Source organism: Rothia sp. HMSC069C04, from assembly GCF_001812895.1.
In the GTDB taxonomy this organism is placed as follows: Bacteria; Actinomycetota; Actinomycetes; order Actinomycetales; family Micrococcaceae; genus Rothia.
In genome coordinates this window covers 1-14,837 of the sequence record NZ_KV810742.1, presented here as the reverse complement: position 1 = coordinate 14,837, position 14,837 = coordinate 1, and the positions used below count along the sequence as shown (strand labels likewise).

The 14,837-nt window shown below is 57.1% G+C and carries 11 protein-coding genes; all 11 read left to right on the top strand.

Annotated features, from left to right (window positions below):
- Positions 1 to 7: 7 nt before the first annotated feature.
- The 11 genes from HMPREF2879_RS05210 (at position 8) to tyrS (ending at position 14,379) form a co-directional block, all read left to right on the top strand.
- Complete coding sequence (locus HMPREF2879_RS05210; protein WP_070634968.1) at positions 8 to 787, top strand: DUF421 domain-containing protein; 780 nt, start codon at positions 8 to 10, stop codon at positions 785 to 787.
- A 42-nt stretch (positions 788 to 829) separates the two neighbouring features.
- Positions 830 to 1,312, top strand: a complete 483-nt coding sequence (locus HMPREF2879_RS05205; protein ID WP_070542795.1) for a (deoxy)nucleoside triphosphate pyrophosphohydrolase — start codon at positions 830 to 832, stop codon at positions 1,310 to 1,312.
- A 328-nt stretch (positions 1,313 to 1,640) separates the two neighbouring features.
- Positions 1,641 to 2,162 (top strand): hypothetical protein, encoded by a 522-nt coding sequence (locus HMPREF2879_RS05200; RefSeq protein WP_049356064.1) that lies wholly within the window; start codon positions 1,641 to 1,643, stop codon positions 2,160 to 2,162.
- A 237-nt stretch (positions 2,163 to 2,399) separates the two neighbouring features.
- Positions 2,400 to 3,527, top strand: a complete 1,128-nt coding sequence (gene pheS, locus HMPREF2879_RS05195; RefSeq protein ID WP_049341754.1) for a phenylalanine--tRNA ligase subunit alpha — start codon at positions 2,400 to 2,402, stop codon at positions 3,525 to 3,527.
- A 3-nt stretch (positions 3,528 to 3,530) separates the two neighbouring features.
- Positions 3,531 to 6,101, top strand: a complete 2,571-nt coding sequence (gene pheT, locus HMPREF2879_RS05190) for a phenylalanine--tRNA ligase subunit beta (RefSeq protein ID WP_070634967.1) — start codon at positions 3,531 to 3,533, stop codon at positions 6,099 to 6,101.
- 192 nt (positions 6,102 to 6,293) lie between these two features.
- Positions 6,294 to 7,061: a hypothetical protein gene (locus HMPREF2879_RS05185; RefSeq protein ID WP_070634966.1), complete on the top strand. Its 768-nt coding sequence runs from the start codon at positions 6,294 to 6,296 to the stop codon at positions 7,059 to 7,061.
- Positions 7,062 to 7,456: 395 nt separating this feature from the next.
- Positions 7,457 to 7,942, top strand: coding sequence for an arginine repressor (locus tag HMPREF2879_RS05180; RefSeq protein WP_049345349.1), 486 nt, complete (start codon positions 7,457 to 7,459; stop codon positions 7,940 to 7,942).
- 153 nt (positions 7,943 to 8,095) lie between these two features.
- Complete coding sequence (locus HMPREF2879_RS05175) at positions 8,096 to 9,700, top strand: AMP-binding protein (RefSeq protein WP_049356071.1); 1,605 nt, start codon at positions 8,096 to 8,098, stop codon at positions 9,698 to 9,700.
- A gap of 134 nt (positions 9,701 to 9,834) precedes the next feature.
- Positions 9,835 to 10,410, top strand: coding sequence for an adenine phosphoribosyltransferase (locus HMPREF2879_RS05170; RefSeq protein WP_044150631.1), 576 nt, complete (start codon positions 9,835 to 9,837; stop codon positions 10,408 to 10,410).
- A 203-nt stretch (positions 10,411 to 10,613) separates the two neighbouring features.
- Positions 10,614 to 12,908, top strand: coding sequence for a HelD family protein (locus HMPREF2879_RS05165; RefSeq protein WP_141753028.1), 2,295 nt, complete (start codon positions 10,614 to 10,616; stop codon positions 12,906 to 12,908).
- 166 nt (positions 12,909 to 13,074) lie between these two features.
- Positions 13,075 to 14,379 (top strand): tyrosine--tRNA ligase, encoded by a 1,305-nt coding sequence (gene tyrS, locus HMPREF2879_RS05160; RefSeq protein ID WP_005507861.1) that lies wholly within the window; start codon positions 13,075 to 13,077, stop codon positions 14,377 to 14,379.
- The last annotated feature ends 458 nt before the right edge of the window (positions 14,380 to 14,837 follow it).

Genomic DNA, 14,837 nt, shown 5'->3' with positions numbered 1-14,837 from the left:
TTTTGTTATGACCGTTGAGATGATCGTTGATGGTTTGCTAAAGATTTTCGTTGGCCTGATCATTCTTTTGGTGTACCTGCGTCTGACTCACCGTTCTCAGGCGGGGCACCAGACCCCGATTGATACCATCGGTAACTTTGTCATCGGTGGTGTGTTCGGTGGCGTGTTGTACAGCAAGCAGATTAGCCTGTTCTACTTTGTCATCTACATGGTGTTTACGCTGTGCATGATTCAGCTGCTGAACGTGGCGACCACGAAGATTCGTTTTCTGCATATGGCGGTGCGTGAGCAGCGCGTGCCGGTCATTACGGATGGTGATATCGATATTAAGAGCTTCCAGCAGGCAGATGTGGTTCTTGATCCGATGCGCCTGATTGCTGACCTTCGTGCGCAGGGTATTTACGACCTGGAAGACATTGAGTTCGCTCAGATTGAGCCGAATGGTGTGCTGAGTGTGATTCGTAAGGGCGACGGTGTGCCGAACTTTGCTCTGATTGTGAAGGGTACCTTGGTCACTCGCGATATCGCGGATGCGCACAAGACCGAGGATTGGGTGTACCTGCAGTTGCGTGCGGCTGAGGTCGAACTTGAGGATGTCTTCCTCATGGAGTTCAAGAACGGTAACCGCCTGCTCATTCTGCTCAATGACGGCACTAATATTCGCCGTGAGGTGGCAGAAGCCTCGAACATGAACGATACGGAAGAAGAGTGGCAGGAAGGCGTGGAGGACGCTCCCGAGCCTAAGGACGCTGAGGGTGCGCATCCGACTAAGGGCTCTGAAGCGTAGAACTACAGCGTAAATCTAAAGCGTAGAAGAAGGTAGAGAAAGATGAGTGATATGTTGCTCTCGTTTGAGGTTCAGGTGGTTGGCGCCGCCGTGGTTGATTCTTTGGAGGCTCCGACCCGCATGCTGGTGGCTCAGCGTTCTGAGCCGCAGACTGTTGCTGGCATGTGGGAGTTCCCGGGCGGTAAGGTCGAGCCGGGGGAGAGTTGCGAGCAGGCGCTGGTGCGTGAGCTGAAGGAGGAGCTGGGCGTGCAGGCCCGTCTGGGTGCTGAGGTGCCCGGTGCGTACCCGCAGGGCTGGCGTCTGAGTGAGCGTCTGGCGATGCGCGTGTTCTTCGCGGAGATTCTTTCGGGTACTCCGGATACTCTGGAGGATCACAGCGCTCTGCAGTGGATGCCGCTGCCGAAGTCTAAAGATGACGCGCAGGCGTATGATGACCTGCTGGGTTTGCCGTGGATTCCGGCGGATTTGCCGATTGTTGTGGCTCTTCTTCAGCAGCTGCAGGATGCAGGTGTTGGCGAGGCATAATCCTAATGCTGTAGCGCTAAGACCCTGTATTAGTTCTCTGCGTTAGTTCGTTGCGAGGCTAAGTCACCGTTATGTGACACGTTCGCGGCGGTAACAGGATAAATTTTCTCTATCTTTTTCGACACTGTTTGAAGGCGGGATTTCCTGTGGGGAGTCCCGCCTTTATTCATATTTTGAGGGTGAGTTATGCGCCAGGTGATCCTGACTTGCGTGTTTGTTGGGGAGGGGATTTTGTCATATATGGGTTCGACACGGATACATACTTTGGAAACCAATCGGTAGGCGGGTAGTATTGAGGGAGAAATCACATACGTATTGGGAGACAATGATGACTGCTCAACCCCCGTTTGATCCGGGTGCCTACCGCTCCGACGCGGTTCCCTCGGACACTCAAGCTATTTATATTCAGGAAGGCGGCGCTGAGCCGCGCGGAATTCTGTTCCACTCGCCGACCAAGCACCCGAAGATTCTGCGTCTGCAGGAGATTATGATTGTCTCCGCACTGCTCTGCTTGATCCACGGTGTTATTTCCGCGTTCGCACCGGATAACCTGTCCCCTCTGAAGGGTTTGCCGGAGGTCGGCGTTGCAGGCGGTATCGGCCTGCTGGTTGTTTCTGCGGTTGTGTACATCTGGGTCTACTTCACGATTCAGAAGGGCAGGCGTCTGGGCCTGACTGTTGGTCTGATTTTTGCGATTCTGGGTGCGTTCGTGGCGATTTTGTCTCTGATTGGTAATGTCATTGACGCTCAGCGCTACGGCTTCGTGCCTCTGTACGCGGCATGGTTCATTGCGAACGTGCTGTGGATTCGTGCTTCTTTTGACCCGGCTGTGAAGCAGGCTCTGAAGTAGAAGTACCCTCTTCAACCCTGTTGTTGAAAAGATATACTCTAGAACGCCCGGATGGACTATCCGGGCGTTCTGCTGTTTGCGCTTGCCTCTCTGGTCTAAAATAGATAGGATATGCGCCCGTCGCCTTCCCCCTGTTCCGCACCCTGTGCGGGTAGCCGGGGGAGAGCAGATGGTGCTGCCTAAGGTGTATAACGAGCCAGCCGGTATAGTGCCGGTGGTATGCAGAGAAGAGTGACAATGACCGATTCCGTGCAGGAACACGAGGGTCTTAACGGCCCGGCTCAGGTTCTCGCCCGCATTGCGCAGGTTCTGGAGGAGAACCCCGAGAACGGTTTGGACGCTATCCGTGAGGCTTTTGAGGCTGAGCGTGAGCGCGCCCGCCAGGAGATTCGCGAGAAGGCTAAGGACTTTGACAGCCTCAAGGAGGTGCGCCTGAGCTTCTTCGGTGAGAAGGGCATCATGAGCATCGCGAACCGTCAGATGCGTGATCTTCAGAACCAGCACAAGGGCCCGGTGGGTAAGCTGATGGGTCAGGCTCGTGCGGCTCTGACTGAGGCTATTGAGGCTCGTACCGCTGAGCTGGAGGCTGAGCGTGAGGCTCGCATCCTGGCTGAGGAGGCTGTGGATGTTTCGGCTGCGTCGCCTCGCCGTTCTCTGGGTGGCCGCCACCCGATTGCTCTGATGCAGGAGCGCCTGACCGATATTTTCGTTGGTATGGGTTGGGAAGTTGCTGACGGCCCGGAGCTGGAGTCTGAGTGGTACAACTTTGACGCTCTGAACATTAAGCCGGATCACCCGGCACGCGAAATGCAGGACACTTTCTACGTTGAGCCGAAGAACGCTCACCTGCTGCTGCGCACCCACACGTCGCCGGTGCAGATGCGCTCGCTGCTTTCTCGCGAGTTGCCGCTGTACATTGTGTGCCCCGGCCAGGTGTACCGCACCGATGAGCTGGACGCGACCCATACTCCGGTCTTCCACCAGATTGAGGGCCTTGCGGTGGATAAGGGCCTGACCATGGCTGATCTGAAGGGCACCCTGGAGTACATGGCACGCGCCATGTTCGGTGAGGACGCTAAGATTCGCCTGCGCCCGAACTTCTTCCCGTTCACTGAGCCTTCCGCTGAGCTGGATTTGTGGCACCCGAACGCTAAGGGCGGCCCGCAGTGGATTGAGTGGGGCGGTTGCGGCATGGTGAACCCCAACGTTTTGCGTGCTGCGGGTATTGATCCTGAGGAGTACTCGGGCTTCGCTTTCGGTATGGGTATTGAACGTACCCTCATGTTCCGTAACAACGTCGCTGACATGCATGACATGGTTGAAGGCGACATCCGTTTCTCTGAGCAGTTCGGGATGGAGATCTAAATTATGCGTGTACCCCTGTCATGGCTGCGCGAGTTCGTGCCTGTAGCTGAGGATGCTTCGGCTGAAGATTTGATGGCAACCCTGGTGAAGGTTGGCCTGGAAGAAGAAGACGTTCACCGCCCCTCTGATGAGCTGTCCGGACCAATTGTGGTTGGCCAGGTGCTCTCTATGGAGCCGGAGACTCACTCTAACGGCAAGACCGTGAACTGGTGCCAGGTGCGTGTGGTTCCGGAGGGCCAGGAGCAGACTCTGACCGGTAAGGGCATTGAGCCTTCCGGCGTTCAGGGCATTATTTGTGGTGCCCACAATTTCAAGCCCGGCGACAAGGTTGTTGTGACCCTGCCCGGCGCTGTTCTGCCCGGTGGTTTCGCGATTACTGCCCGTAAGACTTACGGTCACAAGTCGGCTGGCATGATTGCTTCGACTCGTGAGCTGGGTATTGGCGATGATCACGGCGGCATCCTGGTGCTTTCGACCCTGGGCCTGGACCCGGAGCTTGGCACCGATGCGATGGAGCTGCTGGGCCTGTACGATCAGGCTGCCGAGGTGAACGTGACTCCGGACCGCGGTTACGCGTTCTCTCTGCGCGGTATCGCTCGCGAGTGGTGCCACGCTACCGGTTCTTCCTTTGAGGATTTTGTGCTGGCGTACGGCGAGCGCGCCCCGGAGGCGAACGAGTCCGGTCACCCGGTTTCTCTGCGTGATGACGCCCCGATTCACGGTAACCCGGGCTGCACTCGTTTCGTGATGCGTGAGGTTTCGGGCGTGAAGGCGGATGCGCCGGTTCCGACCTGGATGTCTTCGCGTCTGCGTCTGGCGGGTGTGCGCTCGCTGTCGCTGCCGGTGGATATTTCGAACTACGTGATGCTGGAGACCGGTCAGCCGCTGCACTTCTACGACGCTGACAAGGTTCAGGGCGAGATTGTGGTGCGCCGCGCCGCTGCTGGCGAGAAGCTGGTGACCCTGGATGGTGTGGAGCGTACTCTGCACCCCGAGGACATCGTTATCGCTGATGATTCGGGCGTGATTGGTCTTGCCGGTGTGATGGGCGGCGCCTCCACTGAGGTGACCGATTCGACCACCCGCATTCTGGTTGAGGCTGCTCGTTTTGACGAGGTGTCGGTGGCTCGTACTGCTCGCCGTCACAAGCTGATTTCTGAGGCGTCGAAGCGTTTCGAGCGTGGCGTGGATCCGCAGATTCAGGCTGCGGCTGCTCAGCGTGCGGTTGAGCTGCTGGTTGAGCTGGCTGGCGCTCAGGTTGAGCCGGGCGTGACCGATGTGTCCCTCGGCTATGAGCCGGTCGTGATTGACCTGCCCGCTGATTACACTGCCGGTCGTATCGGCGTGGATTACTCGCCGGAGCAGATTGAGTCTTGCCTGCGTGAGATTGGTTGCTCGGTGGAGCGTACCGAATCCGGTTACGCTGTGACTGTCCCGTCGTGGCGTACTGACCTGCGCGCGAAGGAGGACCTGACCGAGGAAATCGCACGTATTGACGGTTACGAGAACATCCCCTCGACCCTGCCGGTGGCTCCTGCGGGCCGCGGTTACACTCCGGAGCAGGCGGGTAAGCGTCGTGCGCTGAACGCACTGGCGGCTTCCGGTCTGACTGAGGTGTTCGCGTACCCCTTCGTGTCGGCTGATGCGAACAACCTGTGGTCGGCTCCGTGGGTGAGCACCCCCGAGAACCCGGTGACTGAGGTTCCTTCGATTCGCCTGGAGAACCCGATTTCTTCGGCTGAGGGCTGGATGCGCCGCTCGCTGCTGCCGGGTCTGGTTGAGGTTCTGAAGCGTAACCTGTCTCGCGGTTTCAAGAACCTGGCTATTTTCGAGGCGGGTCACGTGTTCATTCCGGGTGAGCAGCTGGGTTCGGAGTCTATTCCGCCGCTGGGAGCTCGCCCCTCGGATGAGGTTCTGGCTGATCTGAATGCCGGTATTCCGCAGCAGCCCACTTTCATTGCTGGTCTGTTTGCAGGTACTGAGCACGAGGCGATGCCGGGTGCTGCTCCGCGCGCTTTCGATTGGCGTGACGCTCTGGACGCTGTGCGTCTGGTGGCTGCTGCTGTGTCGGCTGAGATTCAGGTGCGTAATGGTGTGCACACTGCGTTCCACCCGGGCCGTGTGGCTGAGGTTCTGAACGCTGCCGGTGAGCGCGTTGGTTTCGCTGGCGAGCTACACCCGAAGCTTCTGCAGGAGCTGAACCTGCCGGAGCGTACTTGCGCGTTTGAGCTGGATTTCTCGGCTCTGTTTGCTGGTCGTGTTGAGGCGCATCAGGCTACTCCGGTGCTGACTTTCCCGGCTGCTACCCAGGATGTGGCGCTTCTGGTGGACCGCGATCTGCCTGCTTCTGAGGTGGAGCGTGTTCTGCGTGAGGGCGCTGGCGAGCTGCTGGAGGACATCCGCGTCTTTGATGATTACCGCGGTGTCGGTATTGATGAGTCGAAGAAGTCTTTGGCGTTTGCTCTGCGTTTCCGCGCGCCGGATCGTACGCTGACTGCTGATGAGGCATCGGCTGCTCGTGAGGCTGCTGTGGCTGCGACTGTTGAGCAGCTGGGTGCGGAACCGCGTGTCTAACCGGGTCTAACCCTAAGGCGTAATGCCTAGTGCTGACGGGGTGGGAGTTGTTGGCTCCCACCCCGTAGCTTTTGGCGTTGCGTGGTGGGTTTACCTGTTGGGTTGGTTTATGAAGCGTTGATAAGCGCTTTCAGTGGTGAACTCATGTGGTTATGGGTACCCTAGAAGATAGATGAAGTGAGGGAGAGAGTAATGGCTAATCGAGAGAACTCGCGCGAACAGGATGAGCTGTCGCAGTCTACTGAGGTCGAAGAAACCTACTTTGAGGATTCTGAGTACGAGGATTCTGAATATGAGGAGTACGACGAGTACGAGGATTACGACGATGAGGAAGAGAACTCCTCCCTTTTCGCGATGAGTGAGGAAGAGCTGGATGACCGCCCGGGCGTAAACTGGCTGTCGGTTCTTTCTGCTGCTGTCGCGGTTATTCTTTCCATTGTTTTGGCTATTGCGGGTGTCCGTGCTTTTGCGTCGGTGAATAATAACGCCGAGTATGCCGGTAAGAGCTGGGTCATTCAGGGCACCTACCAGGATTTGACTCCTGACCTGATTACGAAGGGTAATGTGGCTCGTTATAAGGGCAACCTGCCGGCTGATGACGCGCTGAACGGTAAGACGTATGTGTCGAACCTGAAGGATAAGTACCAGGTGACTTCGGGTGCTTCGATTGAGTTCCGTGGTTCGCAGACTGGTGATGTTCCTTCTGAGTTCCCGCGTGAGGTGGACGGCCTGCTGGTGGAGAAGAACGGCAGCCTTGAGGTTGTCTACACCGCTGAGAAGGGCACGTTGAAGCCTGTGACTGAGGACAGCGTGAACGCTGAGCGTTTTGCCGGTATCGCAAGTATTGTTGGTGCGGTGCTGGTGCTTTTGCTGGGTCTTGGTTTTGCTGTGTGGCTGAACCGCCGTTCGCGCGATGTTGAGTATGAGGACTTGGATGGTCTGGTGGAGGATGAGCGCTAGGCGTTCTGAGTCCTGAGGATTCACCTCGAAGTTTTGCTGAAGGAGCCTGTTTCTGGCGCACGTGGTGTTGCTGGAGGCGGGCTCCTTTTTCGCGCTCGCCTGCCGGAGGCTTCTTGCTCGGTTCGGCGCGCCAGCCCAGAATGTTCTTGCACGCTATGCATTCATTGCGAGGTTATGCGCTCGAATGTGTAGATACACGCTACACTCGCGGCGTTTTGTGTGACAGTTGGTGAGATAAACCCTGAAAATTCCCCCATATCTTGGAATAATCCATATTTGGTGCGCATATTTATGTGCATATGTATTATCTTGGGTAGTAAAGAATGTTGCGCTGCGCCACCGTTGGGCAGCTCCGTTCTGAATTCGTGATTGGCACCGTAGGAAGAAGAGATATTATGCCTTTCCCCTCGACCAAGATCGCGCGTCAGGCACGCATCGTTGAATTGCTGCAGACCCGACGTGTCCGCTCCCAGGCTGAACTGGCGCAGTACCTGGCCGATGATGGTATGAAGGTTACTCAGGCGACCCTTTCCCGTGATCTTGTTGAAATTGGCGCTGAGCGCATCCGTGATGAAGGCGCTGGCTTGATTTATGCTGTGCCGAATTATCCTGCTCGTCGTGGCGGCGGTACTGCACCTGATGCCCGTATGATTTCCCTGTTTAAGGAACTGCTGATTACCGCTGAGGGTTCGGCAAATATTACGGTTCTGCGTACTCCTCCGGGTGCTGCGCAGTTCTTGGCGTCGTCTATTGATCAGGGCGGTCTTGAAGCGATTATGGGCACTATTGCCGGTGACGATACGGTAATAGTGATTACTCGTGACCCCAATGGTGGGGCTGCGCTTGCCGAGAGCTTCTTGGATTGGTCTGCTGCTCAGTAGTAGCTGGGGCGTATCTTGCGCTGTTCTTCTGATATTTCGGGGGGAGCGGTTGAAGGTACGCCCTTCTGCTGTCTTCGGGTTCTTTGCCGGGCTTCTAGCTCGTCTTCTCCTTTTCTAGATATACCGATTTTTCTGTGGTGAGAGTTTTCTATCATGTCTGAAATACACGATTCAGCGAACAATATTGCCTACCTTTTGGCTGAGGCTGCTTCTGGTTCGGGGGCTAAGACAGCTTTGGCGATTCCGGCTTCTGAATCTGCTGATATGCGGGTGGTGAGCTACGCGCAGTTGGCGTCTGCGGCCGCGCAGGTTCAGCGTCATTTGGCGGCGCTCGGTGTTGAGCGTGGTGACCGTGTGGCGTTGTCTATGCCGAATGTGGCGTTGATGCCTGCACTGTATTACGGCATTGTGGCTGCGGGTGCGATTTGTGTTCCGTTGAATCCGCTGTTGTCGGGTGCTGAGCTGGAGTATCATCTGCGCGATAGCGGGGCGAAGGTGCTTTTTGCGTTTGCGGGTACTCGTCTGGCGTCGGAGGCATCCTCGACGGTGCTGGTGAAGAACGGTTCGGTTCGTTGCGAGATTTTCACCGGGGGAGAGGGCTCGCCGGTGGCTCCTTTTGACGTGCCTGCCGATAGCGCGCTGTCGGCTACTGATTCGTCGGATGCTGTTCTGGAGCCTGTCCCGGTGGCGGCGAGCGACCCGGCGATTATTCTGTACACTTCGGGTACGACGGGCAAACCGAAGGGTGCGACGCTGACCCACGCGAATATCCTCTCGAATGCTCGTAGCTGCGTGAGCGTTTTTGGTTTTACCGCTGAGGACGTCATTTTTGGTGGCCTTCCGCTGTTCCACGCGTTTGGTCAGACGGTGTCGATGAACGCGGCGTTTGCGGCGTCGGCTACGGTGGCTTTGCTGCCGCGTTTTACCCCTGATGGTGCGCTGAATCTGATTGAGAGTGCTGGGGTGTCGGTGTTGGCTGCGGTCCCGAGCATGTATGTGTCGTTAGCGGCGGCGCTGGAGGCTGAGCCTGAGCGTGCGCGCTCGCTGCGTGGTCGCATCCGTTTCGGCATTTCGGGTGGTTCGCCGTTGCCTGCGCCGGTGCATTCTGCGTTGAAAACGCTGATTGAGTGCCCGGTGTATGAGGGCTACGGTTTGAGTGAGACGTCGCCGGTGGTTTCGTTTAATCAGGCGGAGTTTGGCATGGTGCTCGGTTCGGTGGGTCGTGTGCTGCCGGGTGTGCAGGTGCAGGTCCGTTGCCCGCAAGGTTCCGAGTGCGCGCCGGGTGTGAGCGGTCAGCTGTGGGTGCGCGGTGAGAACGTAATGGCTGGCTACTGGAATAATCCGGCGGCTACTGCTGAGGTTTTTGACGGCGAATGGTTTGCGACCGGCGATGTTGCTCGTGTTGATGAGCAGGGCAATATTTTTATTGTGGATCGTATTAAAGACATGGTTCTGCGTAACGGCTATTCGGTGTATCCGCGTGAGATTGAGGATGTTCTCTATACCCATGAGCATGTGCAGTCGGTAGCGGTATTGGGTGTGCCGGATGAGCGCGTGGGCGAGGAGGTTGTCGCCGTGGTGATGCCGCGTCCGGGTGCTGATGAGGGTGTGTTGCATGCGGAGTTGAATGCGTTGGCGCGTACTCGTTTGGCGGCGTATAAGTATCCTCGCCGCTACGTGATGGTGGAGAGCATGCCGCTGGGGCCGACCGGCAAGATTCTTAAGCGTGACTTGCGGGTTGTGATTCAGAGAGGCTAATCCCGGCAGATGGTTCTTGTCGCTCATCTGAGGACAAGCGCGGGTGAAGAGGGTAGAATTTTGTAGGCGGCTTCTACCGCGTTATTGTTCCCGGGTAATTTTTCCGGGGCTATCCCCTTCACGAAAGAGAGAGCATGAGCGTTCCCGCTTCTGAGGCTTCGCGAACCCCTATTGAGCAGTTGATTCCGACTGCTTGCGCTACGATTCCGAATTACCCGCATGAGGGTATCCTCTTTTACGATGTGACCACTCTCTTCGCTGATGCTGAGGTGTTCAAGGCGTGCATTGATGAGCTGGCTGCTCGTTTTGATGGTCAGTTTGATGTGGTGGCTGGTGTTGAGGCTCGCGGTTTCTTGCTGGCTTCTGCGCTCGCGTACGCTACGGGCACTGGCATTATGACGGTTCGTAAGGCGGGTAAGCTTCCGCGTGAGACGTACCGTGAGGAGTATGCGCTGGAGTACGGTAGCGCCGCGATCGAGATTCACTGTAGTGATTTCGCGCCGGGCACCCGTGTTCTTCTGCTGGATGATCTGCTGGCGACTGGCGGTACTCTGGTGGCTGCCGCGAAGTTGGTGGAGCGCGCGAACCTGAAGGTTGCCGGCGTTGGTGCTCTTCTGGAGCTGGAGGGCCTGGGCGGTCGTGAGGCGCTGGACGGTTACCGTCTTGAGACGCTGAGCTTGGTCTCTGAGTACCCGCTGCCGTCGAAGTAGTTTTATAGAGTTTGAGGCGTACCGTCCTTTGGGCGTGTGCAGCTGATATTGATGAGGGGTGCCCCGCCGGTTGAGCCGGTGGGGCACTTTTCTGTGGGGGTAATATTTCGGCGCTACGGAGCCTGTCCTGTAAAATAGTGACCCGTATTTTTGGGTGCCTGTCGCACCCTGTCTTTGAGACACCATAGGTTTAAGGAGCTTACGTGTCATCTGAATCTTTGCCCCAGCAGTCTGCTGATTCTTCGGCGGCTGAGAAGCTGTTTGCTGAGCAGATGGCTGCGGAGCGTGAGTATGTTGCTCGCGTATATGCCCGTCTGGATGAGCTCCGTGAGGAGACGGCTGAGAAGCTGGCTGCTGTGCGTAAGAATCAGGCGGTGGGCGGTCATCAGAACCGTTCGGAGCGTGACTCTTTTGCTACCCACTATGAGGATCGTTTGGCGCAGCTGAATGCTGTGGATTCTCGTCTGACCTTTGGACGCCTGGATATGGACCGTGAGGGTGCTGATGCGGTGCGCTATATCGGTCGTATCGGTATTACGGATAGTAATCAGCAGCGTCTGCTGATGGATTGGCGTGCCCCGGAGGCGGGTACGTTCTATCAGGCAACTGCTTTCCACTCGATGGGTGTGCGCCGTCGCCGTCACCTGATGCTTGAGGGCCGTACTGTCGTCAATATTGAGGATGAGGTCTTCGATTCGGAGATGCTGCAGGATGAGGATTCCCTCCACGGTGAGGGTGCTCTGTTGGCGGCGCTGAATAAGAAGCGTACCGGCCGCATGGGCGATATTGTGGCGACGATTCAGGCTGAGCAGGATGCGATTATCCGCTCGGAGCTGCCGGGTGTGCGCGTGGTGCAGGGTGGTCCCGGTACCGGTAAGACCGCTGTGGCGCTGCATCGTGCGGCGTATCTGCTGTACACGAACCGTGAGCGCCTGTCGAAGGCTGGCGTGCTGGTGGTTGGTCCGTCGAATTCGTTCATGTGGTACATCGAGCGTGTGCTTCCGTCGCTGGGCGAGACCGGCGTGGTGATGTCTTCGTTGGCGACCCTGTACCCGGGTCTGCGTGCTGTGCCTGAGAAGGATCGTGCGGTTGCGGCGCTGAAGGGCGATTTGCGCATGGTGAAGGTTATTAAGCGTGCGGTTGCGGATCGTCAGAAGGTGCCGGCTCAGGTTCAGCGTCTGAATGTTGAGGGTACTGATGTTGAGCTGACTCCGGAGATGGTTCGTTCGGCTCGTTCTCGTGCTCGTTCGACCGGCAAGCCGCATAATGAGGCTCGTGAGACGTTCGTGAAGATTCTGTTGAAGGAGCTGACCGCGAAGCTGGATGATCAGCTGAACCGTGCGGCGGGTCGTGTGGTGGAGCGTCCGTATCTGCAGGATGATGTGCGTGCTTCGATGGATGTGCGCCGCGCCCTGAACCTGGTGTGGATGCCGCTGTCGCCGGAGACTCTGTTGCGCTCGCTGTTCTCGAAGCCGCATTACTTGGAGTCTGCGACCCGTGAGCTGTCGAAGGCTGAGCGTGCTCTGCTGGCTCGTCCGGCGGAGGCTCCTTTCACTGAGGCGGATGTTCCGCTGCTGGATGAGGCCGCTGAGCTTCTGGGTGATTTTTCGAAGGTGACCGGTGCGGCTGCGGCGGCTCGTGCTGCGGCGGAGCATCGCGCGAACCTTGAGAACGCTGCGAAGGCGCTGGAGAATGTTCACCAGTCGCTGGAGGATATTGGCGCTGATGGCGTGATTACTCCTGAGCAGATTGCGATGATGAATGAGGTTCGTGGCGAGCGTATGACGGCTGCGGCTGCGGCTTCTGCTGATCGTACGTGGGCGTATGGCCATATTGTGGTGGATGAGGCTCAGGAGCTCTCGCCCATGCAGTGGCGTCTGCTGATGCGTCGTTGCCCGATGAAGTCCTTCACGATTGTGGGCGATATTGCTCAGGCTTCTTCTGCTGCGGCTGCTTCGTCGTGGTCGCAGGCGTTGGCGCCGTTTGTGGGTGAGCGTTTCACTCTGGATGAGCTGACGATTAATTACCGTACTCCGGCTCAGATTGCTGAGGCAGCGGTGTCGGTTGCTCAGGCTGCCGGTTATGAGGTGTCTGCGCCTCGTGCGGTGCGTGAGGGCAAGTGGCCTCCGCTGGTGCATGAGGTTGCCGCCGAGTCTGTCGTGGAGCAGACCGTGTCTGTGGTCAGCGAGGAGGTCGCTCATTCGGGTGGCGCTCTGATTGGTGTGGTGTGCCCGCCGAGCCTGTATGTTCAGACGGCTCAGGCTGTTGCTCGTGCTCATGCTGACCGTACGGGTACCGCGCAGACGGCTTTGGAGAATCAGGTGCTGGTTCTGACTCCGTGGGAGGCTAAGGGCCTGGAGTTTGATGTTGTGGTGATTGTTGAGCCGCAGCAGCTGATTGATGATGCTGATGGTGCTGTGGGTGACTTGTACGTGTCGATGACTCGTCCGACTCAGCGTCTGCACATGGTGGGTTCGCGGATGCCTGCGGGCCTGTAGTCTTCGTGGCTCTGTAGCACCTTTCTATTATTTCTTTGAGCCGGTGCCGTACCGGTTTGGGCGCTCGCTTGGGTTTTTCTGAGCGTTTGTGCCGGTGCGGTGCTAGGCTTGTTACATATTTTGTTCGAGCGCCTTTGGGCGTTGTTACCTTGTGAATGGGAGAAGCATGTCTGCCGAGATCCTCAACGCGCAGCATAATGACGATACCTTCGAGAATATTTGGCAGGAGCTGAAGTGGCGCGGCCTGGTGCACGTGAGCACTGATGAGGCTGCTCTGGAGAAGGCGCTGAGCGAGGAGAGCCTGACTTTCTACACGGGCTATGATCCGACTGCTGCGTCCCTGCACCTGGGTCACCTGGTGCAGCTGCTGGTGATGCGTCGTCTGCAGCTGGCTGGTCACAAGCCGCTGGGCCTGGTGGGTGGCTTCACCGGCCTGATTGGTGATCCGCGTCAGACTTCTGAGCGTGTGCTGAACTCTCCCGAGGTTGTGGCTGAGTGGGTTAAGTCTCTGCGTGCTCAGATTGAGCGTTTCCTTTCTTTCGAAGGTGAAAATGCTGCTCGTATGGTGAATAACCTGGACTGGAGCGGTCAGATGTCTGCTCTGCAGCTGCTACGCGATGTTGGTAAGCACTTCCGCGTGGGCACCATGGTGAAGAAGGAGATTGTGGCGAAGCGCCTGAACTCTGATGAGGGCATTTCGTACACCGAGTTCTCGTACCAGATTCTGCAGGGCCTGGACTTCCTGGAGCTGAACCGTCGTTTTGGTTGTACTCTGCAGACCGGTGGTTCTGATCAGTGGGGTAACCTGACCAGCGGTACCGAGCTGATTCGTAAGGTGGAGGGTAAGAGCGTTCACGCTATTGGTACTCCGCTGATTACTAACTCTGATGGCACTAAGTTTGGTAAGAGCGAGGGTAACGCTATTTGGCTGAACCCGCAGATGTGCTCGCCGTACGCTTTCTACCAGTTCTGGCTGAACACTGCGGATGCGGATGTGCTGGATCGCCTGAAGGTGTTCACTTTCTTGACTCGTGCTGAGATTGCTGAGTTTGCGGAGAAGGTTGAGAAGGAGCCGTTTAAGCGTGAGGCTCAGAAGACTCTGGCGTACCTGGTGACTTCGCTGGTTCACGGTACTGAGGCTACTGATCAGGCTGTGGCTGCTTCGGAGGCTTTGTTTGGTAAGGGCGATTTCGCTGCTCTGGATGAGGCTACCTTGGAGTCTGTGGTTGCTGAGCTTCCTTCGGCTAAGCTGTCCGAGGACCGCCTGGACATGATTTCTGTTCTGACTGAGCTGGGTTTTGCGAAGTCTAACTCTGAGGCTCGTCGCATTCTGAAGGAGGGCGGCGCTTCGGTGAACGGCGTGAAGGTTCAGGGCGAGGACGCAGCTATTTCTAAGGATGATTTGCTACACGGTCGTTTTGCGATGGTTCGCCGTGGCAAGAAGAACCAGGGCGCTGTAGAGCTGATCTAATACAGAGCTGATTTAGTCTTCTCGATACATATAGATGGGGAGGGGTTCTTCTCTACTGAAGTATTCATTACTGAATGTTCGGTGGGGGAGTGCCCCTCCTTTTCTGGTCCCTATATACATTCCCTATACACACAGAGCCCCTCCGTCAGGAGGGGCTCTTCTTGTATCGTTCTGCTGCCCTCTGGCTCTGGGTTTTCTTGGTTTGTCTTTGTTGGCGAGGGCTTTAGGCACCGTTCGACCCTGTTTTGGGGCTCCCGAGAGGGGAATTCGCAGATTTTTGAGGTTTTTGGAAGTTTTTTAAAGATTTTTTAGCACCCTTAAAACGCACTGACTAGGCGGTTTAGTGTCTGGAAGGGTGTTTGGGACCCTTTCAAGGCCCCACTTGTGGTCTACTTCACCCTATTTCGGGTTGCAGACCCATTTCGGCATCTGTATAGTTGTATGAGTCGCCGCGGCGA